The sequence below is a fragment of the Streptomyces sp. SAI-170 genome (assembly GCF_049739565.1).
GTDB lineage: Bacteria > Actinomycetota > Actinomycetes > Streptomycetales > Streptomycetaceae > Streptomyces.
Window position 1 is genome coordinate 5,942,211 of the sequence record NZ_JBMGQD010000001.1, and the last position, 25,621, is coordinate 5,967,831.

General features: G+C 73.2%; 23 protein-coding genes. 6 read left to right on the top strand and 17 right to left on the bottom strand.

Annotated features, from left to right (window positions below):
• Nucleotides 1-35: 35 nt before the first annotated feature.
• The 4 genes from RKD23_RS26705 to RKD23_RS26720 all read left to right on the top strand — a co-directional run bounded on the left by RKD23_RS26705 (nucleotide 36) and on the right by RKD23_RS26720 (nucleotide 4,459).
• Complete coding sequence (locus RKD23_RS26705; protein ID WP_424855981.1) at nucleotides 36-1,172, top strand: glycosyltransferase family 2 protein; 1,137 nt, start codon at nucleotides 36-38, stop codon at nucleotides 1,170-1,172.
• On the top strand, nucleotides 1,169-2,485 hold the full coding sequence (locus tag RKD23_RS26710; protein WP_424855982.1) for a DegT/DnrJ/EryC1/StrS family aminotransferase: 1,317 nt from the start codon (nucleotides 1,169-1,171) through the stop codon (nucleotides 2,483-2,485). The genes RKD23_RS26705 and RKD23_RS26710 overlap by 4 nt, the downstream gene beginning before the upstream one ends.
• 61 nt (nucleotides 2,486-2,546) lie before the next feature.
• Nucleotides 2,547-3,428: an HAD-IIB family hydrolase gene (locus RKD23_RS26715; protein WP_424855983.1), complete on the top strand. Its 882-nt coding sequence runs from the start codon at nucleotides 2,547-2,549 to the stop codon at nucleotides 3,426-3,428.
• Nucleotides 3,428-4,459: a Gfo/Idh/MocA family protein gene (locus RKD23_RS26720; RefSeq protein ID WP_424855984.1), complete on the top strand. Its 1,032-nt coding sequence runs from the start codon at nucleotides 3,428-3,430 to the stop codon at nucleotides 4,457-4,459. The genes RKD23_RS26715 and RKD23_RS26720 overlap by 1 nt, the downstream gene beginning before the upstream one ends.
• Nucleotides 4,460-4,461: 2 nt before the next feature.
• Here the strand turns inward: RKD23_RS26720 and RKD23_RS26725 are convergent, their stop codons facing one another.
• The 12 genes from RKD23_RS26725 to RKD23_RS26780 all read right to left on the bottom strand — a co-directional run bounded on the left by RKD23_RS26725 (nucleotide 4,462) and on the right by RKD23_RS26780 (nucleotide 18,564).
• A complete protein-coding gene (locus tag RKD23_RS26725; protein ID WP_424855985.1) occupies nucleotides 4,462-5,457 on the bottom strand; it encodes an aldo/keto reductase in 996 nt (331 codons plus the stop codon).
• Nucleotides 5,451-6,353, bottom strand: coding sequence for a lysylphosphatidylglycerol synthase domain-containing protein (locus RKD23_RS26730; RefSeq protein WP_424855986.1), 903 nt, complete (start codon nucleotides 6,351-6,353; stop codon nucleotides 5,451-5,453). The genes RKD23_RS26725 and RKD23_RS26730 overlap by 7 nt, the downstream gene beginning before the upstream one ends.
• Nucleotides 6,354-6,468: 115 nt before the next feature.
• Nucleotides 6,469-7,473, bottom strand: a complete 1,005-nt coding sequence (locus RKD23_RS26735; RefSeq protein ID WP_424855987.1) for a glycosyltransferase family 2 protein — start codon at nucleotides 7,471-7,473, stop codon at nucleotides 6,469-6,471.
• An 8-nt stretch (nucleotides 7,474-7,481) separates the two neighbouring features.
• Nucleotides 7,482-8,453: a UbiA prenyltransferase family protein gene (locus tag RKD23_RS26740; RefSeq protein WP_424855988.1), complete on the bottom strand. Its 972-nt coding sequence runs from the start codon at nucleotides 8,451-8,453 to the stop codon at nucleotides 7,482-7,484.
• Nucleotides 8,450-9,580: a glycosyltransferase family 4 protein gene (locus RKD23_RS26745; RefSeq protein ID WP_424855989.1), complete on the bottom strand. Its 1,131-nt coding sequence runs from the start codon at nucleotides 9,578-9,580 to the stop codon at nucleotides 8,450-8,452. The genes RKD23_RS26740 and RKD23_RS26745 overlap by 4 nt, the downstream gene beginning before the upstream one ends.
• A gap of 57 nt (nucleotides 9,581-9,637) precedes the next feature.
• The gene (locus tag RKD23_RS26750; protein ID WP_424855990.1) at nucleotides 9,638-10,738 is read right to left on the bottom strand and encodes an endonuclease/exonuclease/phosphatase family protein; all 1,101 of its coding nucleotides are present in this window, start codon (nucleotides 10,736-10,738) and stop codon (nucleotides 9,638-9,640) included.
• 1 nt (nucleotide 10,739) lies between these two features.
• Nucleotides 10,740-11,807 carry an NAD-dependent epimerase/dehydratase family protein gene (locus tag RKD23_RS26755; RefSeq protein ID WP_424855991.1) on the bottom strand — a complete coding sequence of 356 codons (1,068 nt, stop codon included), beginning with the start codon at nucleotides 11,805-11,807 and terminating at the stop codon, nucleotides 10,740-10,742.
• Nucleotides 11,804-13,234, bottom strand: coding sequence for an aspartate aminotransferase family protein (locus RKD23_RS26760; protein WP_424855992.1), 1,431 nt, complete (start codon nucleotides 13,232-13,234; stop codon nucleotides 11,804-11,806). The genes RKD23_RS26755 and RKD23_RS26760 overlap by 4 nt, the downstream gene beginning before the upstream one ends.
• Nucleotides 13,235-13,388: 154 nt before the next feature.
• A complete protein-coding gene (locus tag RKD23_RS26765) occupies nucleotides 13,389-14,471 on the bottom strand; it encodes a LuxR C-terminal-related transcriptional regulator (RefSeq protein ID WP_424855993.1) in 1,083 nt (360 codons plus the stop codon).
• Between the two features lie 1,172 nt (nucleotides 14,472-15,643).
• Nucleotides 15,644-16,693: an aspartate-semialdehyde dehydrogenase gene (locus RKD23_RS26770; RefSeq protein ID WP_424855994.1), complete on the bottom strand. Its 1,050-nt coding sequence runs from the start codon at nucleotides 16,691-16,693 to the stop codon at nucleotides 15,644-15,646.
• Nucleotides 16,694-16,844: 151 nt separating this feature from the next.
• Entirely contained in the window at nucleotides 16,845-17,894 is a 1,050-nt protein-coding gene (locus RKD23_RS26775; RefSeq protein ID WP_424855995.1) for a LacI family DNA-binding transcriptional regulator, read from the bottom strand.
• Between the two features lie 103 nt (nucleotides 17,895-17,997).
• On the bottom strand, nucleotides 17,998-18,564 hold the full coding sequence (locus RKD23_RS26780; protein ID WP_424855996.1) for a DoxX family protein: 567 nt from the start codon (nucleotides 18,562-18,564) through the stop codon (nucleotides 17,998-18,000).
• A gap of 175 nt (nucleotides 18,565-18,739) precedes the next feature.
• Between RKD23_RS26780 and RKD23_RS26785 the strand changes: the two genes are divergently transcribed.
• A complete protein-coding gene (locus RKD23_RS26785) occupies nucleotides 18,740-19,063 on the top strand; it encodes a nuclear transport factor 2 family protein (RefSeq protein ID WP_424855997.1) in 324 nt (107 codons plus the stop codon).
• A 175-nt stretch (nucleotides 19,064-19,238) separates the two neighbouring features.
• On the opposite strand, the gene RKD23_RS26790 is transcribed toward RKD23_RS26785, so the two are convergent.
• Nucleotides 19,239-20,003: an SDR family oxidoreductase gene (locus RKD23_RS26790; protein ID WP_424855998.1), complete on the bottom strand. Its 765-nt coding sequence runs from the start codon at nucleotides 20,001-20,003 to the stop codon at nucleotides 19,239-19,241.
• A gap of 134 nt (nucleotides 20,004-20,137) precedes the next feature.
• Between RKD23_RS26790 and RKD23_RS26795 the strand changes: the two genes are divergently transcribed.
• Nucleotides 20,138-21,778 (top strand): alkaline phosphatase D family protein, encoded by a 1,641-nt coding sequence (locus RKD23_RS26795; RefSeq protein WP_424855999.1) that lies wholly within the window; start codon nucleotides 20,138-20,140, stop codon nucleotides 21,776-21,778.
• Nucleotides 21,779-21,787: 9 nt separating this feature from the next.
• On the opposite strand, the gene RKD23_RS26800 is transcribed toward RKD23_RS26795, so the two are convergent.
• From RKD23_RS26800 to RKD23_RS26815, 4 genes are all read right to left on the bottom strand, one after another.
• Nucleotides 21,788-22,774 (bottom strand): small ribosomal subunit Rsm22 family protein, encoded by a 987-nt coding sequence (locus RKD23_RS26800; protein ID WP_424856000.1) that lies wholly within the window; start codon nucleotides 22,772-22,774, stop codon nucleotides 21,788-21,790.
• Nucleotides 22,771-23,067, bottom strand: a complete 297-nt coding sequence (locus RKD23_RS26805) for a hypothetical protein (RefSeq protein ID WP_404034767.1) — start codon at nucleotides 23,065-23,067, stop codon at nucleotides 22,771-22,773. Before RKD23_RS26805 ends, RKD23_RS26800 begins: the two co-directional genes overlap by 4 nt.
• 97 nt (nucleotides 23,068-23,164) lie before the next feature.
• Nucleotides 23,165-24,340 carry a serine hydrolase domain-containing protein gene (locus RKD23_RS26810; RefSeq protein ID WP_424856001.1) on the bottom strand — a complete coding sequence of 392 codons (1,176 nt, stop codon included), beginning with the start codon at nucleotides 24,338-24,340 and terminating at the stop codon, nucleotides 23,165-23,167.
• Nucleotides 24,301-25,596, bottom strand: coding sequence for a multidrug effflux MFS transporter (locus tag RKD23_RS26815; RefSeq protein WP_424856002.1), 1,296 nt, complete (start codon nucleotides 25,594-25,596; stop codon nucleotides 24,301-24,303). Before RKD23_RS26815 ends, RKD23_RS26810 begins: the two co-directional genes overlap by 40 nt.
• Nucleotides 25,597-25,621 lie beyond the last annotated feature (25 nt).

Here is a 25,621-nt window from a genome sequence, read left to right on the forward strand (position 1 = left end):
CTTTCCTGTACGTCACCGTGCTCCCGGAGAATCCCGTGAAAGCCAGCCTTGTCATTCCCGCCTACAATTCCAGGGAACTCCTCGAACCCTGTCTGCTCTCCCTCAACCACCAGCAGCTCGACGCCCCCGACACCTTCGAGGTCGTCCTCGTCGACGACGGCTCGACCGACGGCACCGGCGACATGGTCACCGCGCTGCCCCTGAAGTACGCGCTGCGGTACGTGTATCTGCCGCGGACCGGGACGTCCTGCCGCTCGGCCGCCCGCAACGAGGGCATCCGGCAGGCCGAGGGCGAGGTCGTCGTCTTCGCCGACGGCGACCAGATCATCGACCCCTCCTTCCTGCGGGAACATCTGCGCTGCCACCGCGACCGCACCGACGTGGTGGCCATCGGCTTCCGCGACTACCTCGCCCCCGGCAGCGTCGACCGCGACCTGCTGCGCGCCGGGTTCGACCGCGCGGCCCTCCCGCCCGTCGCCGCCCCCGACGAACGCGCCGAGGTCACCGATCTGCTGTCGCACAACCTGGGCGCCCTCGCCACCGGCTGGCATTTCCTCTACGGCTGCAACGTCTCCGTCCGCAAGGAACACCTCCTCGCCGTCGGCGGATTCGACGAGGACATCCGCAAGTGGAGCTTCGAGGACGTCGAACTCGGCTACCGCCTGCACCGGCACGGACTCACCCTCCTGCACACCCCGTACGCCCGCGTCCTCCACCAGTTCCACCCCGAGTCCGACCGCGAGCGGCACTCCGAATGGCGGGAGAACTACGCCTACTTCGCCGCCAAGCACCCCGAACTCGAGGTCCGCCTCCAGTGGATCCTCGACGCCTACTTCGACCCCGACCGCCCCGACGGACCCAGCTGGTTCGAGGCCTACCTCCGCTTCGAGTTCGCCTGCCGCGCGCTGGCCGGACGGCTTCCGCTCGGGCAGTCGTACGACGTCCTGCGCATCAGCAGCGCCGACGGGGCTCTGGACCGCATCGCCGAGGCCGGGGTCGCCGCCGATCTCCTCGTCGTCGACACCACCGACGACCGGGATCTGGCCCTCGCCGTGCAGACCCTGCGCACCGGACGGGAGCTGGCCTACTTCAAGCAGCCCGACCGGAGGACGCTTCAGCGCGCCGCCCGCACCTTCGGCTGCCCCGCCCTCGCGGAGGACGACGGCCGATGACTGCAGAAACGTTCAACGGGGACAGTCACGACATCCACCGGCTCGTCCTCGACGTGGCAGGAGGCGGCCCCCTGTCTCCTTACCGCCACGCGCCCTCCCTCGGCCATCGGGCCCTCGCGCGGGTCCTGGACCAGGAGCCCGGGCGGCTCCGCCCCGACGCCCCGGACTCCGTCTTCCACCGCGAGCCGACCGCCGAAGGCCCTGTTCCGTTCCTCCCCAAGGACCGGCTGCTCACCGCCGAGGAACAGCGCGTCGCCGTCGACTGCTTCGCCCGGGCGCTCGCCACCGGCGAGCTGACCAGCGGCCCGGCGGTCGCCGAGTTCGAGGACGCGCTCGCCGGCTTCCTCGGGCTGCCCCACGCGATCGCCACCGGCAGCGGCACCGACGCGCTGATCATCGCCCTGCGCGCGGTCGGGGTGGGCCCCGACGACGAGGTGATCATGCCCGCGAACAGCTTCGCCGCGACCGAGAACGCCGTGTTCGCCTGCGGGGCCGTCCCCGTCCTGGTCGACGTGGACCCCGTACGGCACACCCTGGACCCCGCCCTCGTCGCCGAGGCCGTCACCCCGCGCACCCGTGCGGTGCTGCCCGTCCATCTGCACGGCCGGCTCGCCGACGTCGAGGGCATCGCCCGCGTCACCCGGGAGCGGGGGCTGCGGGTGGTGGAGGACGCCTGCCAGGCGATCGGCGTCACGGGGGTCGGAGCCCACTCCGACGCGGCCGCGCTGAGCTTCAACCCGTACAAGAACTTCGGCCTGACCGGGAAGGCCGGTGCCGTCCTCACCCGGGACACCGAACTCGCCGAGCGGATACGGATGTTCGCCTACCACGGGTTCGAGCCCGGCCGGAAGAACGTCAAGGCCGAGGCGTACGGGCTCAACTCGCGCATCGACAACTCCACGGCCACGGTGGCGCTCGGCCTGCTGCCCCGGCTCACCCTCAACAGCTACCGCCGCGCCTTCCTCGCCCACCGCTACATCGAGGCCCTCGCCGGCACCCCGCTGGGCGTCCCGGTCTTCGAAGCCGACCACGCCTGGCACCTGTTCCCCGTGACGGCACACCCGGACGACCGGGAGGCGCTTCGCGCACGGCTGCGGGCCGCCGGGGTGGAGACCGACCTCTACTACCCCGTGCTCACCCACCACCAGCGCACCCCGCTGCACCACAAGCTGTTCGCGTCGGCCCGGCTGCCGCACACCGAGCGGCTGCACGCCACCGTGTTCCACCTCCCGCTGCACAACAACCTGTCCGTCACCGAGCAGGACCGAGTCATCGAGGCACTGCATGCTGCGCTCCGGCACCCCGGCCACTGACGCGCCCGAACCGTTCATCCCGGCCACTGACGCGCCCGTATCGTTCACCCCCGCCACTGACGTGCCCGTACCGCTCGTCCCCGTCGCCACCGACACCCCCGTACCGCTGCCCCAACCGGCCCCCGTACGGACCATCGCCTTCAGCGACTTCGACGAGACCTACCTCGCCCACACCCCCACCCCGGCACGCATCGCCGACCGCCAGGCGCTGGAGGACTACCTCGCCGAGGCGGCCTCGCGGCACGGGCTGCTGTTCGGGTGGGTGACCGGCAGCTCGCTGACCTCCGTGCTGGACAAGGTCCGTGCCCACGGGCTGCGGACGCTGCCGCACTTCGTCGCCTGTTCCCTCGGCACCGAGCTGCTGGTCACGGACGGGCACGAGCTGCGTCCCGAGCCCGGCTGGCAGCGTCGGCTGCCGTCCCCCGCCGACGTCACGGCCCGCGCCGACACCGTCGTACGCGAACTGGCGGCGCAGGGCGTGGCGTTGGAGCCGCAGCCGGGCCGTGCGCCCGACAGCCTCGTCAAGAGCTTCTACCACTACAGCCGCGACCCGGACGCCGACGCCCGCGCCCTCGCCCGGGTCGCCCCGGTGGCGGCCCGCTTCGGGCTCGCGGCGCAGACCAACCGCTGCAACCCCGGCGCGGGCGACCCCGAGGACGCCTACGACGTCGACCTGCTGCCGCCCGGCTGCGGAAAGCGGCACATCGTCGCGTACGTCTGCGCCCTCCACGGCGTCGACCCCGCTGACGCGTTCGCCTTCGGGGACAGCGGGAACGACCTGGAGATGCTCGCGGCCGTCGGCCACGGACTCCTGGTCGGCAACGGCACGCAGGAGGCGCGCGAGCGCCACCCCCAGGTGTCCGAGCGCCTCTACGCGGACGCCGTCCTCACCGCGCTGCGCGCCGGACTGGACCACGACCACGCCGGGAAGGGCCTGAACTGATGCGAGTCGGGATCGTCGGCGCCGGGAACATCGGCCGGGTGCACGCCCGGACCGTGCTGGCCTGCGAGCGGACCACCCTGGCGGGGCTGTACGACATCGACGCGGACCGCGCCCGCGAGGCCGCCGGTGAGCTGGGCGTGCCCGCGTTCGCCTCTCTGGAGGAGCTCTGCGCGGCCGCCGAGGGCGTGGTCGTCGCCTCGCCCAACCGCACCCATGCCGCCCACGCCCTGGCCGTGCTCGACCATGGCAGGCATGTGCTGTGCGAGAAGCCGATGGCCGTGTCCCTCGCCGAGGCGGCCGCCATGCGCGAGCGGGCCGCCGCGTCCCCGGTGACCGCCGGCGTCGGCTTCAACTACCGCTGTCTGCCCGTCGTACGGGCCGTACGCGAGCGCGTCGACGACGGCCGGCTCGGCCGCGTCCTGCACGCCGACCTCGCCTTCCGGCGGGCCAGCGCGCTCACCCGCAGGCACTTCACCTGGCGGGACGGCGCCGCCGAACGCTCCACCAGCGGCGCCCTCGGCGACCTCGGCGTGCACCTCCTCGACCTGCTGCACTTCCTGTTCCGCAGCCCCGTCGACACCGGGGCCTGCCAGGTGGCGCTGCGCACCAAGGTCGGCACCAAGGGCGGCCGGCCGGTCGAGGTGGACGACCACGCCTTCGTCAGCGGCCGGCTGCACACCGGCCCGCACTTCACCCTCACCGCGTCCAAGGCGTCCACCCCCGACGACGTCGGCCTCAGCCTCACCCTGACCGGCAGCCGCGGCGAACTCGCCTATCACTCCCGCGACGGCTCCCTCCTGCTGGAGCGCACCGGCGTCGACTGGGAGCCGGTCAAACTCCTCGGCCCCGCCCGGCTGGACGACCCGCCCGGCGAGGTCCCCGGCTGGGCCGACTCCTTCCTGGACCAGCTCCTCGACTGGACGTCCGCCGCACGGGGCGGCACCGGCGGCACCCTCGCCGGGTTCGAGGACGGCCGGCTGGCCCAGCAGGTGCTGGAGGACCTGCTGGGCCGGGCGGGACGCGCGAGCTGAGGTCACCGCGCCCGCAGGCGCCCCAGCGGAGCCAGTTCGTCGAGCCGGCCCCGGATCTCCTCCGGCAGCTCCAGGGCGAGCCCGTCCAGCGCCTCGTCGAGCTGGGCGACGCTGCTCACGCCCAGCACCGGCATCACCGGGACCGGGCCGCCCGCCATCCAGGCCAGCGCGAGCTGGTTGGCCGTCACCCCGAGCCGGCCGGCCAGCTCCCGCAGCCGGGCCAGCCGCCGCGCGTTGTCCGCGCCCCGGTACTCGGGGCTCAGCTGCCGGTCCGGCCGGGTCAACGCGCCCTGCAGCAGCGGCGAGTAGCCCTGCAGCACGGCTCCGTGCTCCTGCGCGAAGTGGACCAGCGGCCGGTCCAGCGGCACCTGCGGCCGGATGTCGGCCGAGGGGTCCGGCCACAGATACGAGTGCCGCACCTGTACGACGCGGTAGGCCGCGGTCGCCTCGCCGTCGGCGGCCAGCTCCTCGGCCTCGCGCAGCCGCTCCACGGCAGGGTTGCTCGCGCCGAGCACCCCCACCCGGCCGGAGCGCACCAGCTCCGACAGCGCGCCGAACGTCTCGGCGAGCGGGGTCGACGGGTCGTCGGCGTGCGTGAAGTACACGTCGACCGTCTCGCAGCCCAGCCGCTCCGTGCTGCGCTGGAACTGCTTGAGCACCACCTCGGGCGCCAGCCCCTCCGCGGACTCCGGGAACGGCCCGTCCAGCGGGTCCGGCAGACAGCCCACCTTCGTGGCCAGCAGCATCTCCGCACGCGCGCCCGTCGCCGCCAGCCAGCGCCCGAGGACCAGCTCCGACTCCTCACCGGTGCCGCCGGGCACCCAGAAGGAGTAGCAGTTGGCCGTGTCGAGCAGCCTGCCGCCGCGCTCGGCGAACCGGTCGAGGACCGCCCGCGAGGTCGGCTCGTCGACCGTGGTGCCGAAGTACATGGTGCCGAGGGCCACGCGGGTCGAGCGGAGCCGGTCCAGGACGGATTCCTGGAGCGGGGTGTTCAGCATGGACTTTCCTTTCGTTCACGCAGGGATACGGGGGTCAGGGACACTCGGCGTGCGGCGAGGGTGCCGTAGCCGAAGGCGAGGACGTCCGCCGCGGCCAGCACCAGCCGGCTGCCCGCCGCCGCGAGCGCGGCTTGCGGCGCGGGCAGCACCGAGGCCAGCGACACCGCCAGCAGCGCCTCGCGCACACCGAGCCCGTCCGGTACGACGACCACGACGCTGGCCAGCGACGTGGCCACCGCGAACCCGGCCACACAGGGCAGCACCGCCGCGAGCGGGTCCGCGCCCAGCGCGACCGCCAGCAGCCACAGATGGACGCCGGTCACCGCCCACGACAGCGCGCACAGCCACACCGCGCGCCGCAGCACCGGCCCCGGCACGGGAGCGAGCCGGCGCGCCAGCGCGGGCACCGCCCTGAACAGCCGTACCGCCACCGTGAGGAGCGGGGGCAGCAGACACAGGGCCAGGGGCGCCAGTACGGCGGTCAGGGCCGCGGCCGTCGGGCCGTACGCGTGGTCCGCCAGGGCGGGCAGGCCCACGACCGCGCCCGTCGACAGGGACACCGCGGCGTACGCGCCGAAGGCCGCGGTGAGGTGCAGGACCGTGATGCCGGAGGCCGCCGTCAGGCGGCTCTGCAGCACGATGGACCACATCACGCCGGGGACGTACTTGCCGAGCTGGCCCGCGGCGAAGACGCGTACCGCTTGGGGGCGGGGGAGGGGGGCCGACAGGGACTGCAGGGGTTCTCGCCAGGACAGGGCGGTGAGCCACAGGCCGGTCAGGGCGGCTGCGAGGGCTGGGGGGAGGTAGGGGCCGAGGTGGGTGAGGGCTGTTGTGATGTGGGCGTCTTCTGTGGTGAAGGAGCGGATGAGGAAGGCCGCGGACAGGGTCAGCACCATGAGGGTCAGGGCTCGTCTGAGCCAGGGTGCGCGGTCTCGTCTGCCATCGGCCGAGGTGGTGCGGCTTTCCGTTCGTTGTGGCTTGTCGCGCAGTTCCCCGCGCCCCTCAAAACCCTCACGCACGGCTGTACCTGTGGCGGAACGTCGGTGAGAGCAGCCAGTGGGCCGCCCCTGCTGTCGCCGCCAAGCCCGTCGTCGCGGTCATCAGGAAGTGGAGGCCGGTCATCAGCGGGAGGGCGCGTATGCCCGCTGCCGTGCGGAAGTAGCGGAGCAGGCCGCGTTCCTCCGAGACGAACAGGGCCAGGCCCGCCGCCGAGGCGGCCGCGCCCGCGGCCGGCCACAGCGGGAGGGCGGCCAGGCCCGCCAGGGCCAGGCCGGTGCCCGCCACCGCGCGGGGCCGGTAGGCGGTGTCCGACAGCTGGGGGCGGCCCCTTCCCCGGTCGGCGAAGAGGGACACCAGGGTCGCCGAGCGGCGGCACTGCTTGCGCAGCAGGACGCTCAGCCGGTCGTCGTCGTCATGGCGGCCGACGATGCGCGGGTCGAGCAGCACCGTCGAGTCGGCCGCGAGCCGGGCGCCGTACTCGATGTCCTCGGTGTCGCGCAGCGACTCGTCCAGCGGGCCAGCCCGGTCGTAGGCGGTGCGCGGCATCGCGCCGAGGGAGAAGTACGCGGCCTTGACGGGGCCGGCCGTGCGGCGCCGCCAGTAGTGGCCATGCAGGACCTTGTAGCGCTCGACGGCGCCGTCGTCGATGAGCGGCACGGAGTCGTAGATGCCTCCGACGAAACCCACCCGCGGGTCCGCCTGAAGGACCTCGACGGCGATGCGGACCGCGTCGGGGTGCAGCGCGATGTCGGAGTCGAGGAAGAAGAGGATGTCGCCGCTGCTGTGCCGTACGCCTGTGTTGCGGGCGGCGGACACCCCGGCGTTGGCGGTGCGCACCAGCCGGACACCCGGGTGGGCGGCGGCGATCCGCGGGGAGTCGTCGGTGCTGCCGTCGTCGACGACCACGATCTCGATGTGCGGGTACGTCTGCTCGGCGACGGCGCTGAGGCAACGGCCCAGTGTGCGGGCGTAGTTGTGGTTGGGGATGATGACGGAGACGGTGGGCGGCACGGTCATGGGGCACCTCACAGGAGTCGGCCGACGGCCAGACAGGCCAGCCACAGCAGGGCGTTGACGACGAGCGGCGCGTCCGTGAGGACGTCACGGCCGGGCTCGCCGCCGCGGCGCTGCGAGACCAGCTGGACGTAGCGGCACACGGCGAACACGGCGAACGGCACGGTGACGACCGCCAGGACGGGCGCGTGCGGATGCGGCGCCGACAGGGCGAACAGCTCGTAGCCGATCAGGGTCGCGGCCAGCAGGACGGCGATCAGCTGGTCCAGCAGCGGCACCGAGTAGCCCGCGAGCGCGGGCCGTCCCGCGACGGCCTGGCCGCGCAGTTCGGCGGTGACCAGTTCGTGCCGGCGCTTGCCCAGCGACAGCAGCAGACAGGTGCAGTACACGGAGATGATCAGCGCCGGGTTGAAGGGCGCGGCCACGGCGACGCAGCCCGCCACCGCCCGCAGGACGAAGCCCGTCGCGACCAGGCTGACGTCGATCAGCGGATAGTGCTTCAGGGCCAGGCAGTAGGCGAGGTTGAGCACCGCGTACCCGGCGATCGCCGCCTGGGCGCCCGGCGGCAGCGCCAGCCCGGTCACGACGAGCGCGGCCAGGCAGGCGGCGCCCAGCACCAGCGCGCCGGCCGGGCCGATCCGGCCGGAGGCCAGCGGGCGGTGCCGTTTCACCGGGTGCAGCCGGTCGCGCTCCCGGTCCAGCCAGTCGTTGAGCACGTACACCGCGGCCGAGGCCGCCGTGAACGCCAGCAGCGCGGCCAGTGCCCGGCCCGGGTGCCGCAGCAGGGCCGCCGGGTCCACCGCCAGCGGGGCGATCAGCACGAAGACGTTCTTCACCCATTGACGGGGGCGCAGGAGCAGCAGCGGCGCCGGCAGGCGCGAGCGCCTCGGTACGGCGGCCGCGCTCAGCAGGACGTACGGGGGGCCACTGCCCGGGGGTGCCGGCCGGTGTTCGTCCACCGCCTGTGTGCTCTTCAGGGTCATGACCCCGCCTTCAGCCGGCGGAACGCCTCCTCGTGGGCGTCCAGGAACGCCTCCCCGCCGAACAGCTTCGTCGCTGCCTCGCGGCCCGACTCACGGTCCTCGGCGGGCAGTTCGGCCAGCTCCAGCAGGGCCTCGCGCAGGGCGGCCGGGTCGCGGGGCGGGACCAGGCGGCCGAAGCCGGTGGCGGAGACCGGGTAGCGGGAGCCGGAGAGGTTCGTGGACACCGGCGGGACGCCCGCCATCATCGCCTCGACCTGGACGATGCCGAAGGACTCCGACACCGACGGCAGCGCGAAGACGTCGATGGAGGCGTAGAAGTCCCGCACCGCCTCCCCGCGCAGCAGCCCGGTGAACCGGATGCGCGGGTCGCCGCCGGCCTCGCGGCGCAGCTCGTCGATGTTGCTGCCGCCCGCGACGGTCGTGTAGTCGCCGGCGATCAGCAGCCGGGCTCGCGGGTCGTCCATCCCGCGGAAGGCACGGATGAGGTACTCGATGCCCTTGTCGACGGTGATCCGGCCCATGAAGCCGATGTGCAGCCCGTCCCCGTCCCGCATCCGGGGCGCGCCTCCGCTGCGGTCGACACAGGGGGACGGGATCGGGGCGAGCCTGCGGCGCCGGATGGTCGGCCAGATCCGCGAACCGCGCGCCTGGTCCTCGCTGTTGGTGATGACCAGATCCGCCCGGCGCACCGCCGACCGGCACACCGCGTCGACCGCCCGCATCCCGAACCGGTTCACCGGCGAGTCGGGCAGGAACACGTCGATGTGGTACGTCACCACCAGCCTGGCGTCCCCGGCCAGCGCGGCGACGAACGCGGCCTCGGGGTTGGGCAGATGCATGTGCACGATGTCGGAACGCCTGGCCAGTCTCCGCGCGAGCAGCGGCAGCGCGGGGGAGACGAAACCGCGGCTGACCCGGGCCAGGACGGGCGCCCGGTACACATGGACGCCGTTCATCACCTCCTGGCGGGGCAGCGCCGGGTCGTGCTGGGCACAGACCACGGCCACCTTCCAGCCGCGCGCGGCCAGGCCCTCGGCGGTCATCCGGGCGGCCTCGGTGAGCCCGCTGACGTAGGGGGCGTAGTAGTCGAGCATCACCGTCACGTCGTATCTGCGGGGTTCCCGCATGGTGGGGTCCCTCCTCGGGAGTGATCAAGGGTGTGCTGCAGGAAAGGAAAGGGGAGTTCAGGAGGCTTCTCGCGGTACGACGACCCGGACGCTCTGGGCCACATGGTCGGAGAACGCCTCCCCGCCGCCCAGGCGGTAGTCCGGCACACCGACGCCGCCGCCGGTGAACAGCCAGTCCAGCCGCCACAGCCGGGGCAGCGGGTAGTCGGAGACGGGCCAGGAGAACCCGGCGAAGGGGGAGCCGTCGGGCCGGTGGCCCTCGGTGCCCGCGCCGAGCGGACGCAGGCGGCCCATCCAGGGGGAGTTGAAGTCGCCGGCCACGACGGCCGGATGCGGGTTGGCCTTCAAGTCGGCGCGCAGGGCGCTCAGTTCGCGGTCGCGGCGGTCGTACTGCTCCTTCAGGAAACTTCGGAAGCCGGAGCCGAGCGGGTTGTCCCCGACGCGGAAGGGCACGGGGAGGTGGACGTTGTAGAAGGACACCGTGCGGCCGCCCGCCCTGATGTCGGTGCGCTGTGTCTTGGCGCCCTGCCAGTACCAGCCGTCGCCCGAGGCGGGCACCTCACGGTGGTGCTCGGCGACGACCGGCAGCCGGGACAGCGTCAGCAACTCGCCCTCCACGGACAGCCGGTAGCCGGGGAACTCCCGGCGCAGCCGCGCCGAGTCGTCGATCCGCACCGGCCGGTCGTCCACCCAGTACAGGTACTCCTGGAGCAGATACACATCGGCGTCCTGGCGGCGCAGGAAGGCGTAGAAGGCGTCCTTGTCGTCGGTCATCTGCCAGTAGTCCGTGGACCAGGCGAAGACCCTGACCTCGGTGCCCCGGACGGCCCCGTCCGGGAACCCGGGCACCAGGTCCGCCAGATACGCCCCGACGGCCAGCGGCACCACCAGCGCGGCCGCGAGCCACCGGCGTACCGGCCGGGCCAGGGGGGTCAGCGCGAGCAGCAGCAGCGGCACCGCGACCAGGGCGACGGGCGGCACGGCCTCCACCACGAGCCACGGCCACCACCGCCCGGCCAGCAGCACATGCAGCACCAGCAGCACGGCCCACAGGACGGAGGCCCCGACCAGCAGCCGGGTGCCCAGGCACCAGCGGGGCTTCACGGAGGGTCCGGGCTCCCGGACCCTGGCCTCGGGCACCTCCTCGGTCACGGCCATGTCAGAAGAAGGCCTTCACGAGGCCCAGCGCGCCTTGCCGCCAGGGGTCCGTGCTGGTCGGACCGCCCGAGGCGCTCGCGCTCGCGGCGGCCGTCGTGCGCTGCCCGCGCCACCAGTCGTACGTCCGCAGGATCGCGTCCCGGTTGGAGAACTGAGGGCTGAAGCCGAGCCGTTCGCGGGCCTTGTCGACGGACACGTAGGAGTCGGCGAGGAGCTTGTGCAGCAGCCGGCCGTACACCGGGGAGAGCCGGGTCCGCTCCAGCGCCCGCAGCACCGCGACCGCCGGGCGGCCGGGCACGGACACCACGCGTCTGCCGTGGCCGGCCGCGTCCAGCACGGCCTGGAAGTCCTCGCGCAGGGTGCCGAACTCCGCGGCCCCGACGTTGTACGTGTCGCAGGCCACCTCGTCCGGGGCGCGCAGCACGGTCAGGACGGCGTCGCCCAGGTCCTCCAGGGCGAGCATCTGGATGCGGACGTCGCCGCGGCCGAGGACCGGGAAGTGGCGGCCCTCCTCCGCCCACTGGAAGAGCATGTCGAACAGGCCCATCCGGCCGGGTCCGAGGAAGGTCTTCGGCCGCAGCACCGGCAGCCGCATGCCCTGCGCGCGGAACCGTTCGGCGACCGTCTCGGCCTCCGCCTTGGCCGCGCTGTAGGCGTCGACGGGGGCGTGCGGGTGCTCCTCCGGGGTGGGCACCAGCTTCGGCAGCCCGTACACGGCGGTCGAGGAGATGTGCACGACCCTGGGTACGGCCGTGGCGTGGGCCGCCTCCAGCACCGCGGTGGTGCCCTCGACGACGATCGAGCGGATGTCGGCGGCCGGGTAGCTGGGCAGCGCCGAGGCGCAGTGGACCACCGCGTCGGCGCCGTCCAGCGCCTCGGTGACCGCACGCCGGTCGCGGATGTCCCCGGTGAAGGGCAGCAGGCCGGGTGCGGCGGGCACCGGGCGCCGGTCGAAGGCGCGCACCTCGCAGCCCTCGGCCAGCAGCCGCCGTACGAGATGCCCGCCGAGCACCCCGGCGGCCCCGGTCACCGCGACCCGTCCGGGCAGGCTCGTGGAAGCGTCGGTCACCACAGCGAGCTCACCCGCTCCCGCACGAACCGGCCCACCAGACGGCCCAGGCCCTCGGCGAGGGTGGCGTCCAGGGCGTCGAGGAACCGCTCGACCTCCTCCGGCCCGGCCACCAGCGGCGGGCTGACCACCAGGGGGCTGCGGCCGTTGAGGGTGTTGTACGTGTAGATGTCGTGCTTGCGGTACAGGGTGTCGATGACCGCCGCCGTGATGATCTTCGTGCGGATCAGCGGGTCCTTCGCGGGGCCGGCCGCCGGGAGCTTGCCGATCAGGTCCAGCACCTTCGGCCCGCCCTGCAGGAACACCCCGAACAACGCGCCGTGCCCGCGTACGTCGGCGATCGACTCCGGGTACGTCTTGCGGATGCGCTCCAGGCCCGGCCGCAGCACCGCCTCGATGGCCCGCGCCCGCGCCGGGTAGTCGTCCTCCACCGCCACCGAGATCGCCTCGACGGCCGTCGCCGTCTCCTCGCCGAAGCCGTAGTACGTGGTGCTCGTGCTCTGCATCATGGCGTCGGTCATGTTGTCGTAGGCCCGCCGGAAGACCGGCTCGCGCGCCACGTACGCCGACACCGACGACTTGCCGCCGCCGAACGACTTCGACGTGGTGACCACGTCCGGCACCAGGCCCTCGTAGCGCGTGAAGTGGAACATGCTGCCGGTCTTGCCCCAGCCGGTGTAGATCTCGTCGAAGACCAGCACGATGTCCTCGGCCGTGCACAGCTCCCGCAGCCCGCGCAGGAACTCCTCCGAGCACCAGCGCATCGTGGACGCGCTGAACGGCTCGATCAGCAGCGCGTACACATCGCTGCGGCCGTCGGCGCCGCGGGCCTCGGCCAGTGCGGCGCGCACCGAGTCCAGGTCGTCGTAGGCGAAGGTGCGGATGCCGGGGATGGTGGGGAAGTCGAAGTGGTTCTGCGTGCTGCCGGTCAGTCCGCCGGAGCCGAGGAGCTTGCCGTGGAAGCTGATGTCGGAGCGCAGGATCGTCTGCCGCCTGCCGCCGTGGTACTTGTACGCCAGCTTCACCGCGCCCTCGACCGCCTCGGCGCCGGAGTTCGGCAGGAACGAGCGGGTCAGGTCGCCGGGCAGCACGGCCGCCAGGTTGTGCCCGAGGGCCGCGAGATACGGCGAGAAGTAGGTCTTGTGCACCTCCATGCGCCGCTGTTCCTGGAAGCGCTGCCGGGCGGCCAGGATGCGCGGGTGGTTGTGTCCGTGGTTGAGCACGCCGACCCCGCCGGTGAAGTCCAGGATGCGGCGGCCGTCACGGGTGTGGACATAGGCGCCCTCGGCGTGATCGACGAGCTCCCGGCCGAAGCCGAAGGAGGTCATCAGCCGGACCTGGCTCTTGTTGATGTAGGTGCGGTACAGCTCGTGCACCTGGTCGACGTCCAGTTTCTCCGCCTCTTCGAGGCTGATGAGTGCGGTCATCGCTCTCTCCCATACGACCTTGTGCGACCTTGTACGGCCTTGTGCGACCTTGCGGGCCTTGTGGTCAGCCGGTGTTCGAAAAGGTCGCACGGGAGAGAGGGCGGGCACGAGGCGTCACCGGCGTCCTGTGCTGGCGTGGCAGGTAGTGGACAGCTCAACCGGTCGAGCGCGGGTCACCGTCCGTGAGGTCCTTGCCGGCCGTGAGGTTCCTGCTGTCTGTGAGGTCCTTGCCCGCCGCGGCCTGTCTGCGGCCGATGAGGACGCCCGCCTGGAAGCGGCTGGTGGCGCCGAGTTCGTCCATCAGCGCCGAGATGTAGCGGCGGCAGGTGCGGGTCGCCATGCCGAGGCGGCGGGCGATCACCTCGTCCTTGAGCCCCATCGCCATCAGCCGCAGGATCGACGACCGTAACTCGGCGCCCACCTGCTGGCTGTCGTCGTCGCCGTCCGGGCCGCTGCCGAAGGGCCGGCCGACCTGCCAGGCGGCCTCGAAGGACCGGCACAGATACGCCACCAGCGTCGGGTCGGTGACCACGGCGGCGCCGGGCGGTTCGCTGCCCTTGCGCTCCATCGGCACGAACGCGATCCGCCGGTCGTAGACGAGCAGCCGTTCGGAGAGTTCCTCCGCGGTGCGCACCTCGGCGCCTTCCGCGCAGATCTGCCGTACATAGGTCCGTGTGGTGAGACTGGACCGGGCGGTGTGCTGATAGAGCGTGCGGATTCGGACACCGCGTCGCAGCATTTCCTGGGTCTGTACGACATCCTGCTGGAGGAGTTCCGCGGAGCGGCCGCCGCCGGGTTGGAGACTGAGCCGCTCCTGGGTGCAGCGATGGCGTGCCAGGTCGATCTCGCGGCGAACGTCGTCGGCGTTGTCAAGAACGCGGATCGGGACATCCGTGGAATGCGCGGAATGCGCACGCTCGATTGAGCGGTATAGTCCGGCAAGTGAGTGCAACTGCCGGTGAATTTCGGCTATCCGGCGCCGTTCGCGGGCGATCGACATCTCCAGCGGCGTGACCAGTTCGGCCTCCACCACCTCCGGGTCGAGCGGCACCACCGGGCCGTCCTCGCCCGATGTGCCCAGCAGTCGTAGGTCCAGCAGCGTCTTGCGGGCCTCGGCGACCCGGGCGGCGGGCACGCCGAGTTCGGCGGCGACCTCCTCGTCGACGAAGACACCCGCGCGCAGCGCGGACCGATAGGCGTCCAGCGCCAGTTCGTCCAACAGGGGTTGGCTGTCCAACGTGTGCCCCTCCACTCCACGTCCAGCCGCTATCCACTTGTGGCCGAGCCATCATAGGACACCGATTGAGCCTCGAACCGGCTTCCTTTTCCTGGCAGGCTGCTGCCCGGAAACGGCAGTGAAGTGAAGTCGAATTCAATCGAATGGGCGGCGAAATGACGGTGAAAGAGCGGCGAGTTGTGACCCGGGCGCTGGGGATCCTCCTCCTCTCCGGCACCCTCGGAATTCTCGGTTCCGTGACGGGCACGAACCCATTCGGCGACACCGGCCCAGCCCGGGACGTCATCACCGTCGCCGACGACAAATGGGACACGGGGCGCCCGGACTAGGCCCGATCGCCCGGACCCCTACGCCGTGCCGCCTGCACGATCCGGGGGCCAGTCCCTGACCCACGCCCGCGCGCCTGCGCCGGCTGCTCCGATGCGGACCGCAGGTCCTGCTCCGTGCCTGTGCCCGCTCCGGTCGGTGCGTTCCGGGTGACGGTCCCTGTCCCACGCCCGTGGGCGCGATCGGGGTTGCGGGCTGTGATCCGACGGCCGTGTCCGTGCCGGTCGGTGCGACCGGGCCGTAGGTTCTGATCCAAGCCCCCGCGCTCCGGCCGATGCGATCCGGTGACGGGCCCTGCCCCCCCGTGGGCGCGACCCGGGCCGCAGTCTGTGACCCCATGGTCGCGCCCGTGCCGGGCAGTGCGATCGGGGCTGCAGGCCGTGACCCCACGGCCGTGTCCCCTGATCCACGCCCGCGCGCTCCGGTCGGTGCGTTTCGGGTGACGGGCGCTGTCCCACGCCCGTGGGCGCGATCAGGGTCGCCGGTTGTACTCCACGGCCGGGTTCGTGCCGGGCGGTGCGACCGGGCCGCAGGGGCTGATCCACGCCCGCGCCCGCGCCAGGCAGTGCGATCGGGGCGCAGGCTGTAACCGAACGCCCGCGCCCGCGGGGGGATGCGGACCACCGGACCTGATCCACGCCCGCGCACGCCGGCTCGACTCGGACCGCAGGTCCTAACCCACGCCCCGCCCCAGGGCGCAGCCCGGACCACCGGACCGAACCCCCGCCCGCGCCCGCCGGCGCGACTCGGACCGCAGGTCCGAACCCGCCCCCGCCCGCGGGCGCAGCCCGGACCACCGGGCCGGACCCCCGCCCGCACCCACCGGCGCGACCCCGGCCGCAGGGCTAACCCACACCCGCCCCCGCGCCCGCCAACGCGATGCGGGCGATTCGCAGCAGGTTGAGGGCCGCGCCCGCGCGGAGGTTGTCGAAGACGAGCCAGAGCCAGATGCCGCGTGGGTTGTGCGGGGTCACGCGGATGCGTCCTACGTGGACGCGGTCCGGGTCGCCTGCGGTCAAGGGCGTGGGCGGGGCTGCCGTACAGCCGCCGTCGTGGACCACGACCGCCGGAAGCGAGGCCAGCAGTTCGGTCAACTCCCCGCGGACGACCGGTGACTCGGCCTCCACATACACCGCGGCGGCGTGCCCGTGGGCCACCGGGACTCGTACGCAGGTCGCCGTGACGTCAAGGTGGGGTCGGTCCAGCACCCGGCGGGTCTCCTGGACCAGCCGCCGTTCCTCGCCGCTGGACCCGTCCGGGAGCAACTGTCCCACCAGCGGGAGGACGTTGAAGGCCAGGGCCGGACGGAAGCGGTCCGCGGGTGGCTCCGCGTCCGGGTCGTGCAGTGCCAGCTCGGTGCCCTCCAGCAGCTCCTCGACGCCCTGATGGCCGAGCCCCGAGGCGGCCTGGTAGCTGCTCAGCACCACCTGGCGCACGCCCCAGCGGTGCTCGATGCCGTGCAGCAGCGGCACCAGCGCGACGGTCAGCGGGCCCGCCCCGGCGACCGGGCCGGACGGACGCCGGTGCAGCAGATGCCCGTTGACCTGAGGGACGACCACCGGTGTCGCCGGGTCGGCGCCGAACGCGCCCGAGGCGTCCACCACCAGCGCGCCCTGCGCCGAGGCCGCGTGCGCCCAGCGGCGGCTCACCGCCTCACCGGCGCAGAACAGCACCAGGTCGGCGGCGCCGAAGTCGACGTCCTCCAGCCCGACCACCGGCTGCAACCGGCCCCTGAGCGGCGCCCGCCGCCCCGCCGAGCCCGCCGAGGCGACCAGCTGGACGTCCCGGTACGCCATCCCCAGGTCCCCGATCAGCTCCACGACGGCGGAGCCGAGCGCGCCGGTCGCACCGACCAGGACGATCCGGGGAGCCGCGTCCCGCGTGACATGTGCCATCGGACCTCCGACCACGATCCACAAGACGGACGAACCGGGCTTGCGAGCAGATTCCGGTCTGCTGCCTCCATCCAATCCCCTCCCGCGGCCCCCTGGACACCCGCCCACGGCGTCCGCAACTGGACAGTCCGCAGGCGGCCAGCGCCCGCTGTCAGGCGGACGCGCGCAGCACCAGTTCCGTCGGGGTGATCACGGAGGACAGCGGGTGCCCGGCGCCGTCCCCGGCGGGGCCCTCGGTGTCGCGCGGGAAGAGCAGGTGGGCCATCAGCCGGCCCATGCCCTCGATGTCCTGGCGGACGGTGGTGAGCGGCGGGTCCGTGGCCTCGGCCACCGGCGCCAGGTCGTCGAAGCCGACGACGGCCACGTCCTGCGGCACCCGTCGCCCGCGCTCGCGCAGCACCTCCAGGGCGCCGGAGGCCATCAGATCGGAGGCCACGAAGACGGCGTCCAGGTCGGGGCACCGGTCCAGGAGTTCGCCCATTGCGGCCCGCCCGCCCCGCAGGGTGAAGTCGCCCTCGGCGATCAGCTCCGCCGGCCCGTCCAGGAGCACGTCCCGGTAGCCGTCCAGGCGGTCGATCGCGGCGGCCTGGTCCAGCGGCCCGGTGACGGTCGCGATCCGCGTCCGGCCGAGCGCGCGCAGATGCCGTACGGCCTCCCGGGCGCCACCGCGGTTGTCGGCGTCGACGTAGGTGTAGCCGTGCCCCGCCTCCCCGGCGCCCGGCACCGGCCGCCCGCCGAACACCGCGGGCAGGCCGGTCCGCTCCAGCATCCCCGGCAGCGGGTCGTCGGCCCGCAGCGAGAACAGCAGCGCCCCGTCCACATGCCCGCCGCCCAGGAAGTGCCCCACCCGCTGGTAGTCGTCGGCCTCCTCGATGAACAGCAGCACCGGCTGCACCTCCTGCCGGACCAGCTCCTGCCGGATGCCGCCCAGCAGCCGGTCGAAGAAGGGGTCCACGAAGAGCCGGTTCTGCGGCTCGGTCAGCACGACCGCCACCGCGTTGTTGCGCCGGGTGACCAGGCTGCGCGCCGCCTGGTTCGGCACGTACCCGAGCTCGGCCACCACCTTCCTGATCCGCTCGGCGACCGAGGCCCGCACCCCCGCCTCGCCGTTGATCACGCGTGACACGGTGGACCGCGACACCCCCGCCTCGCGCGCCACGTCCTGGAGTGTGGGCCGCTGCCCGTTCGCCCGCTCAGTCAACGCCGTCTCCGATCCGGTGCCGCGGTCCCGTCGCCCCGGCTGCCTGACCGACCACGTTAGACGTCAACTGCGTTGCGTCCGGCGGGTTCTGGCCGGACTGCGGCTACTCCCCGAGCAGCGACTCCTGGTCGTCGAACAGGGCCGCCTGCTCCTCCCTCTCGGACTTGCGGAGCTGCTTGTTGCGGGTGCCGACGACCACCGCGGTGGCCGCCGCCGTCACCCCGAGGGCCACCGGGACCATCCAGCCGCGGTCGAAGACGTGGCCGAGGGCGTGGTCCAGGGAGAGCCGGCCGGGCCCCGTGACGGCGAGGCCGGTGGCGGCCAGGCCCAGCGTGGCCGCGTACTCGTAGCCGCCGCCCTGGTTGAAGAAGCCGTTGGGGGTGTGCACCGCGGCGGCGCCCGCCATCGCGCCGGCCGCCGCGGCGCCCGCGGCCGGAGTGGCCAGGCCCAGCGCCAGCAGGGTGCCGCCGCCCGTCTCGGCGAGCCCGGCCGCCGTCGCGCTGGCCCGGCCGGGCTTGTAGCCGACGGACTCCATGAACTGTCCTGTGCCCTCGATGCCGTGGCCGCCGAACCAGCCGAACAGCTTCTGCGTGCCGTGCGCGGCGAGCACCCCTCCGGCGCCCAGCCGGAGCAGCAGCAGACCCAGGTCACGTCGGTCGTAGCAGGTCACGATGACTCCCAGAGAGATACCGAAGAGACGCGAGGCACCCGGACGCCGAAGACCCGCCCGCCTTGTGCTTCGTCCCTCCACCGTCCCATCACCGGGATCGGCCGGCCCGGCCCGTGCCGCCGTTCGGGTGGCACACCCGGTGGCGGGTCCCCGGCCCCGGTGTGACGCTGACGGCATGACGATTCAGACCGCCAGACTCAGCGACCCGGCCGTCCGCGCCTTCGTCACCGCCGTCAACGCGCACGACCGCGAGCGGTTCATGGACCTGCTCGCGCCCGGCGCGACCATGTCCGACGACGGCACCGACCGGGACCTCACCGATTGGATCGACCGGGAGATCTTCTCCTCCAACGGCCACCTGGACGTCGACCGCGAGTCCCAGAACGGCCGCGACCTGGTCGCCAACTACCGCAACGACACCTGGGGCGAGATGCGCACCCGCTGGCACTTCGAGGTCGAGGACGGCAAGATCGCCCGCTTCGAGACCGGCCAGGCATGACACGGCAGCCGTTCCACGGGTAGGTGAGTTCCGTGGAACGGCTGCCGCCTTCCCCCCTGGGATTGGCCGGAACCACAGAGCTTCAAGTGTGAAGCTCTTGTGGAGATGAGTCGACCATACGTCCTCTACCAGCCGCAATAGGGGGGAACTTCAAATTTCGGTTGTGCAACTCGCGTCAGCCGCGCCCCACGTACGGCATCGCCGTCGCCAGCACCGTCGCGAACTGCACATTCGCCTCCAGCGGCAGCTCCGCCATGTGCCGCACCGTGCGCGCCACATCGGCCACGTCCATCACCGGCTCGGGCCGGATCTCGCCGTCGGCCTGGAGCGCGCCCGTCTGCATGCGGACCGTCATGTCCGTCGCCGCGTTGCCGATGTCGATCTGCCCCACCGCGATGCCGTACGCCCGCCCGTCCAGGGACAGTGACTTGGTCAGGCCGGTCAGCGCGTGCTTGGTGGCCGTGTAGGCGACCGAGTGCGGCCGGGGCGTGTGGGCGGAGATCGAGCCGTTGTTGATGATCCGGCCGCCCCGCGGGTCCTGCTCCTTCATCTGCCGGTACGCCGCCTGCGCGCACAGGAACGCGCCGTTGAGGTTGGTGTCCACCACGTGCCGCCACGCCTCGTAGGACAGCTCCTCCACGGGCACGCCGCCCGGCCCGAACGTGCCCGCGTTGTTGAACAGCAGGTCCACACGGCCGAACCGCTCCACGGTCGCCGCGAACAGCGCGGCCACGTCGTCCGGCTGTGAGACGTCCGTGCGCACGGCGAGCGAGACGCCTTCGGGTGCGAGCGCCGCCGTCTCCCGCAGCGTCTCCGTACGGCGGCCCGCCAGCGCCACCGACCAGCCGGCCCGCAGCAGCTCCACGGCGACCGCGCGGCCGATCCCGGAGCCGGCACCGGTGACCACCGCGATCCTCTTGCCAGTTTCCTTCGCGTTCATGGCCCCGCAGCGTACGGGACGGTCCGGAATGCGGAACTCATCCGTCCGCCATGTGGGTGTCGTGCACCCGTCAATCAGCGGTCGTCCGCGGTCACTCCAATGCCCCCTGCACCCATTCGCCAGGGGAGGACCGCATGACACCCGACGCCCGCCGGCCCGAGCACACCCCCGCACTGCGCGCCGCCGCCCGCCACCTCGGCCGCCGCCGCTTCCTCACCGCCACCGGCGCCGCCGCCGCGCTCGCCTTCGCCGTCGGCCTGCCGGCCGCCGGCACCGCGGCCGCCGCCGAACTCGACCCCGCGCGGATCACCGACGACCCCTTCACCCTCGGCGTCGCCTCCGGCGACCCCCAGCCCGGCTCCGTCCTGCTGTGGACCCGGCTCGCCCCCGCCCCCTACCAGCCCGACGGCGGACTGCCCGCCGAACGCGTCCTGGTGCACTGGGAGGTGGCCCACGACGAGAACTTCCGCCGGATCGCCCGCCGCGGCACCGCCTTCGCCCACCCCGAGTTCCACCACACCGTCCACGTCGAGGTCTCCCACCTCGCCCCCGGCCGCCCGTACCACTACCGCTTCCGCACCGGCGCCTGGACCAGCGAGACCGGCCGCACCCGCACCGCCCCCGCCCCCGGCGACAGCCCCGCCGCCCTGCGCCTCGCGGCCGTCTCCTGCCAGGCGTACCACGACGGATACTTCACCGCGTACGGCCATCTCGCCCAGGAGGACCTCGACGCCGTGCTGCACCTCGGCGACTACCTCTACGAGTACGCCGTGAACGCCACCGGCGGCTCCCGCGCCTACACCGACCGCACCCTGCCCGCGCACTTCAACCGCGAGACCATGACCCTGGAGGACTACCGCCTGCGGTACGCCCTCTACAAGACCGACCCCGACCTGCGCGCCGCGCATGCCGCGCACCCCTTCGTCGTCACCTGGGACGACCACGAGACCGAGAACAACTACGCGGGCGACACCCCCGAGAACAGCGTCCCGCCGGAGGAGTTCCTGCTGCGCCGCGCCTCCGCCTACCGCGCCTACTGGGAGAACCAGCCGCTGCGCCGCCCGCAGCGGCCCCAGGGCCCGGACATGCGGCTCTACCGGCGGCTGCACTGGGGCGACCTCGCCCAGTTCGACATCCTCGACACCCGCCAGTACCGCTCCGACCAGGCGTACGGCGACGGCGCCCGCGTCCCCGGACCCGAGGCCGACGACCCGGCGCGCACCATGACCGGCGAGACGCAGGAGCGCTGGCTGCTGGACGGATGGCGGACCTCACGGGCGCTGTGGAACGTCGTCCCGCAGCAAGTCGTGTTCTCCCAGCGCAAGTTCGACCTCACCGAGCCCTCCCGCGTGTCGATGGACGCCTGGGACGGCTACCGCGCCTCGCGGCGCCGGGTGCTCCAGGGCGCGCAGGCCGCAGGGGTGGAGAACCTGATGGTGCTCACCGGGGACGTCCACGTGGGCTACGGCTTCGACATCAAGGCCGACTTCGACGACCCCGCCTCGCGCACGGTCGGCACGGAGATCGTCGCGACCTCCGTCAGCAGCGGCCGCGACGGCTCCGACCGGCCCGCGAACTGGGACACGTACATGACCGCCAACCCGCACCTGAGGTTCTACAACGGGCGGCGCGGTTACGTCACCGTCGAGCTGGGGCGCGAGCTGGCGCGGGCCGACTTCCGCACGGTGCCGTACGTGACACGGCCGGGGGCGCCGGTGACGACGGCCGGCTCGTACGTGACGAAGGCGGGCGAGCCGGGCCTGGAGCCTGCCTGAGCGGTCAGGTCACTCGGCCGGGGGCCAGGAGTCGCCCCACTCCGCGTCCCTGGCCGCCTTGTACAGGTCCCCGTGCCGCTTGGTGACCGTCGTACGGCGCAGGTGCTCGTCGGCCTCGCACAGGTCGAGGAGCACCTGCCCCTTGCGGATCTGCGGCCGCCGTACGACCCGGGCGGGCGCCGGGGTGACGGGCAGGCGGGTGGCGGCCACGTAGGCGAACTTCTCGTCCTCGTACGCCAGCGAGCCGCCCTTGACCTGCCGGTGCAGGGAGGAGCGGCTGACCCGCGCCGAGAAGTGGCACCAGTCCTCGCCGGGCACGATCGGGCAGGCGGCACTGTGCGGACAGGGCGCGGCGATGTGGAACCCGGCGGCGATCAGCCGGTCGCGGGCCTCGATGACGCGGGCGTAGCCGGCGGGGGTGCCTGCCTCGACGATCACGACGGCCTGCGCCGCGGAGGCGGCCGCGTCCACGAGCGCGGCGCGGTCCGCCTCGGTCAGCTCGTTGAGGACGTACGACACCGTCACGAGATCGGTGCTCTCGATCGTGAGCGCCGCTCCGATCCGAGAGCGCTGCCACCGTACGCCGCTCAGCGCCGGGTTGGCGGCGGCGATCTCCCGGCCCAGCGCCAGGGCGGGCTCGGCCCAGTCCAGGACGGTCACCTCGCGCGGCCCGTCCCAGGTCGCGCTCACCGCCCAGGTCGCCGCGCCCGTCCCGCCGCCGACGTCCACATGGCTGCCGGGCACCCAGCCGGGCACGGCGTCCGCGAACGCCGCGAGGGCCGCGGAGACCGCCTCGAAGGTGGCGGGCATCCGGTACGCGGCGTACGCGGCCACGTCCGCCCGGTCCCGCAGGATCGGCGCGTCGGTGGGGGTGGCTCCCCGGTAGTTGGCGATCAGTCGCTCGACCGCCTGCGCGGCCTGCCGCGGCGGGAGGCCGTCGAGCAGCCCGGCGAGCGAGGCGCGCAGGGTTTCGGCGGGGCTGACGGGGACGTTCACCCGGCGATTGTATGGGGGGCCGAGGACAGCGACGGACTGTCCGCGAACGCCTTCTCCCCGTCGACCTCGTAGCAGGCGTTGACGCTGGCGTCGCCGAGCGTGGTGTCGACGAAGCGCTGGACGTCGTCGACGGACCGCGACTCCCACAGGCACGTCGCGGCCGAACCGTCCACGCGCGGGTAGAACTGCAGCACCCTGGTGCCCTCCGGCGCCCCGCGGCCCTCGATCAGGGCCGTACCGCGGCTCCACGCCGCCTCCGGGTTCGAGAAATTGTGCTGGACCACGACGTACATGACGGCCTCCTGGTCCGATGCCTGTCCTTCACCGACTTCCATTGTGGGCAGGCGGGGCATGCCTGTACAAGAAGCGCAGATCGGGACAGACCTCCGCTCATGCCCCCCGGACCGCCCGCACCGCCCGCGCCACCCGCGTCCCCGCCGCCGCCCGCGGCGCGCTGTCCGCGGGCCTGCGGCGCGGGTGCACGGTGTTGGCCAGCAGGACGAGGAACGTGTCCGTGGCCGGGTCGATGACCAGGGACGTCCCCGTGAAGCCCGTGTGGCCCGCCGCGCCGCGGCCCGCCAGCTCGCCCATGAACCACGCCTGGTCCAGCGCGAACCCGAGCCCCGGCGGGGTCAGCAACAGCTCCACGAAGTCCGGGCCGAGGATGCGCGCGGGCCCGTAGGAGCCGCCGGCCAGCAGGGCGCGGCAGAACACCGCCAGGTCAGGACCCGTCGAGAACAGTCCCGCGTGCCCGGCGACCCCGCCCAGCGCCCATGCGTTCTCGTCGTGCACCTCGCCCCGCAGCATCCCGCGGTCCGCCTTCGCCCACGGCCGCCGCTGGTCCTCCGTAGCCGCCGCCCCAGGACACGGCCCGAACCGCGTCGCCGTCATCCCGAGCGGCCGGGTGATGCCCTCATGGATCAGGACGTCCAGGCCCCGCCCGGTGATCCGCTCCAGGACGTGCTGGAGCAGCAGCATGTTCAGGTCGGAGTACACGTACGCCCCGGGCGCGGAGACCGGCTCCTCCGCCCGCAGCAGCGCCAGCCGCTCCTCGGCGTCCGCACAGTCGTACAGCGGCAGCTCCGGCCGCAGCCCCGAGGTGTGCGTGAGCAGCTGCCGTACGGTGATCCCGTGCCCGGCCGCCCCGCGGAACTCCGGCAGATACGCGCCGACCAGCGCGTCGATGCCCAGCGTGCCCCGCTCGATCTGCTGCACCGCGGCCACCGAGGTGAACAGCTTCGTCAGCGACGCCAGGTCGAAGGGCGTGTCCACGGTCATCGCCACCCGCCGCTCCGGCGGCACCTCCACGCCCCGGTCGGCCACCGCGTCGAAGCCCGCGTACCGCACGGCCCAGCCCGCGGCCTCGGCCACCGCCACCACCGGGCCGCGCCCGGCGACCACGACGGCACCCGCGGCCCAGGGCCGCTCCCCGGTGGTGAGGTCATGGACCTCACCGACCAGGCGGTCGATCTCCGCGCGGTCGAGCCCGGCCCGTTCCGGCGTGCCCGTGCGCAGTCTCGGCGCGCTCAGCTCTCCTCCCCGGGGGTCTCGGCCGTGGCACGCCACGGCCGGCACAGCAGCGCGAAGAAGCCGGCCGCGAGCAGCGCCGCCGACAGCTGGACGACGGCCATCGGCACCGCGGTGTCCTCCCCGGCGATGCCGACCAGCGGGGAGGCGACCGCGCCGATCAGGAAGGACGACGTGCCGAGCAGCGCGGACGCCGACCCGGCGGCGTGCTTCGTCCGCATCAGCGCGAGCGCCTGGGTGTTGGGCAGCGTGATGCCCATCGCGGTCATCAGCACGAACAGCGCGGCCGCGACCGGCGCGAGCCCCGTCTGACCGAACACGCCCAGCGCCATCAGCAGCAGCGCGGTCGCGGCGACGGCGACCACGGCCAGGCCCACGCCCAGCACCCGCTCCAGCCGGACCCGGCCCACCAGCACCTTGCCGTTGAGCTGCCCGGCCGCGACCAGCCCGACCGAGTTCAGACCGAACAGCAGGCTGAAGGTCTGCGGCGAGGCCCCGTGGATCTCCTGGATCACGAACGGCGAGGCCGAGATGTACGCGAACAGCGCCGCGAAGGCGAACCCGCCGGTCAGCAGGAACCCGGTGAACGGCAGGTCGGCCAGCAGCCCGCGCATCGAGCGCAGCGCCTCGCCGACCCCGCCCGCGTGCCGCTCGGCCGGCGGCAGCGTCTCCGGCAGCCGGAACCACACCAGCGCCGACAGCAGCACCCCGATCACCGTCAGGACGACGAACACGCCCCGCCAGTCCGTCACCCGCAGGATCTGCCCGCCGATCAGCGGCGCCACGATCGGGGCCACGCCCGAGATCAGCATCAGGGTGGAGAAGAAACGGGCCATCGCCACACCGTCGTACAGATCGCGGACCACCGCCCGCGCGATCACGATCCCGGCGGCGCCCGCGAGCCCCTGCGCCAGCCGGAACGCCACCAGCGTCTCGACGGTCGGCGCGAACGCGCACAGCGCGGTGGCCACGACGTACACCGCCAGCCCAATCAGCAGCGGGCGCCGGCGGCCCCAGCGGTCGCTCATCGGGCCGACCACCAGCTGGCCCAGCGCCATGCCGAACAGACAGGCGGTGAGCGTGAGCTGCACGGTCGCGGCGGGCGCGTGCAGCTGGCGGGTGACCTCCGGCAGCGCCGGGAGGTACATGTCCATCGCCAGCGGGGGAGTGGCGGTCAGTCCGCCCAGGACGAAGGTGACGAGCGCGCCGGTACGGCGCGCGCCATGCAGGGGCGGCCGCGTCGGGGGTGCGGCCGCCCGTGACAGATCAGGTGTGGACGCCCCGCCCTCGGCCATGTGCCCCTGCCCCTCCTCGTCGCGC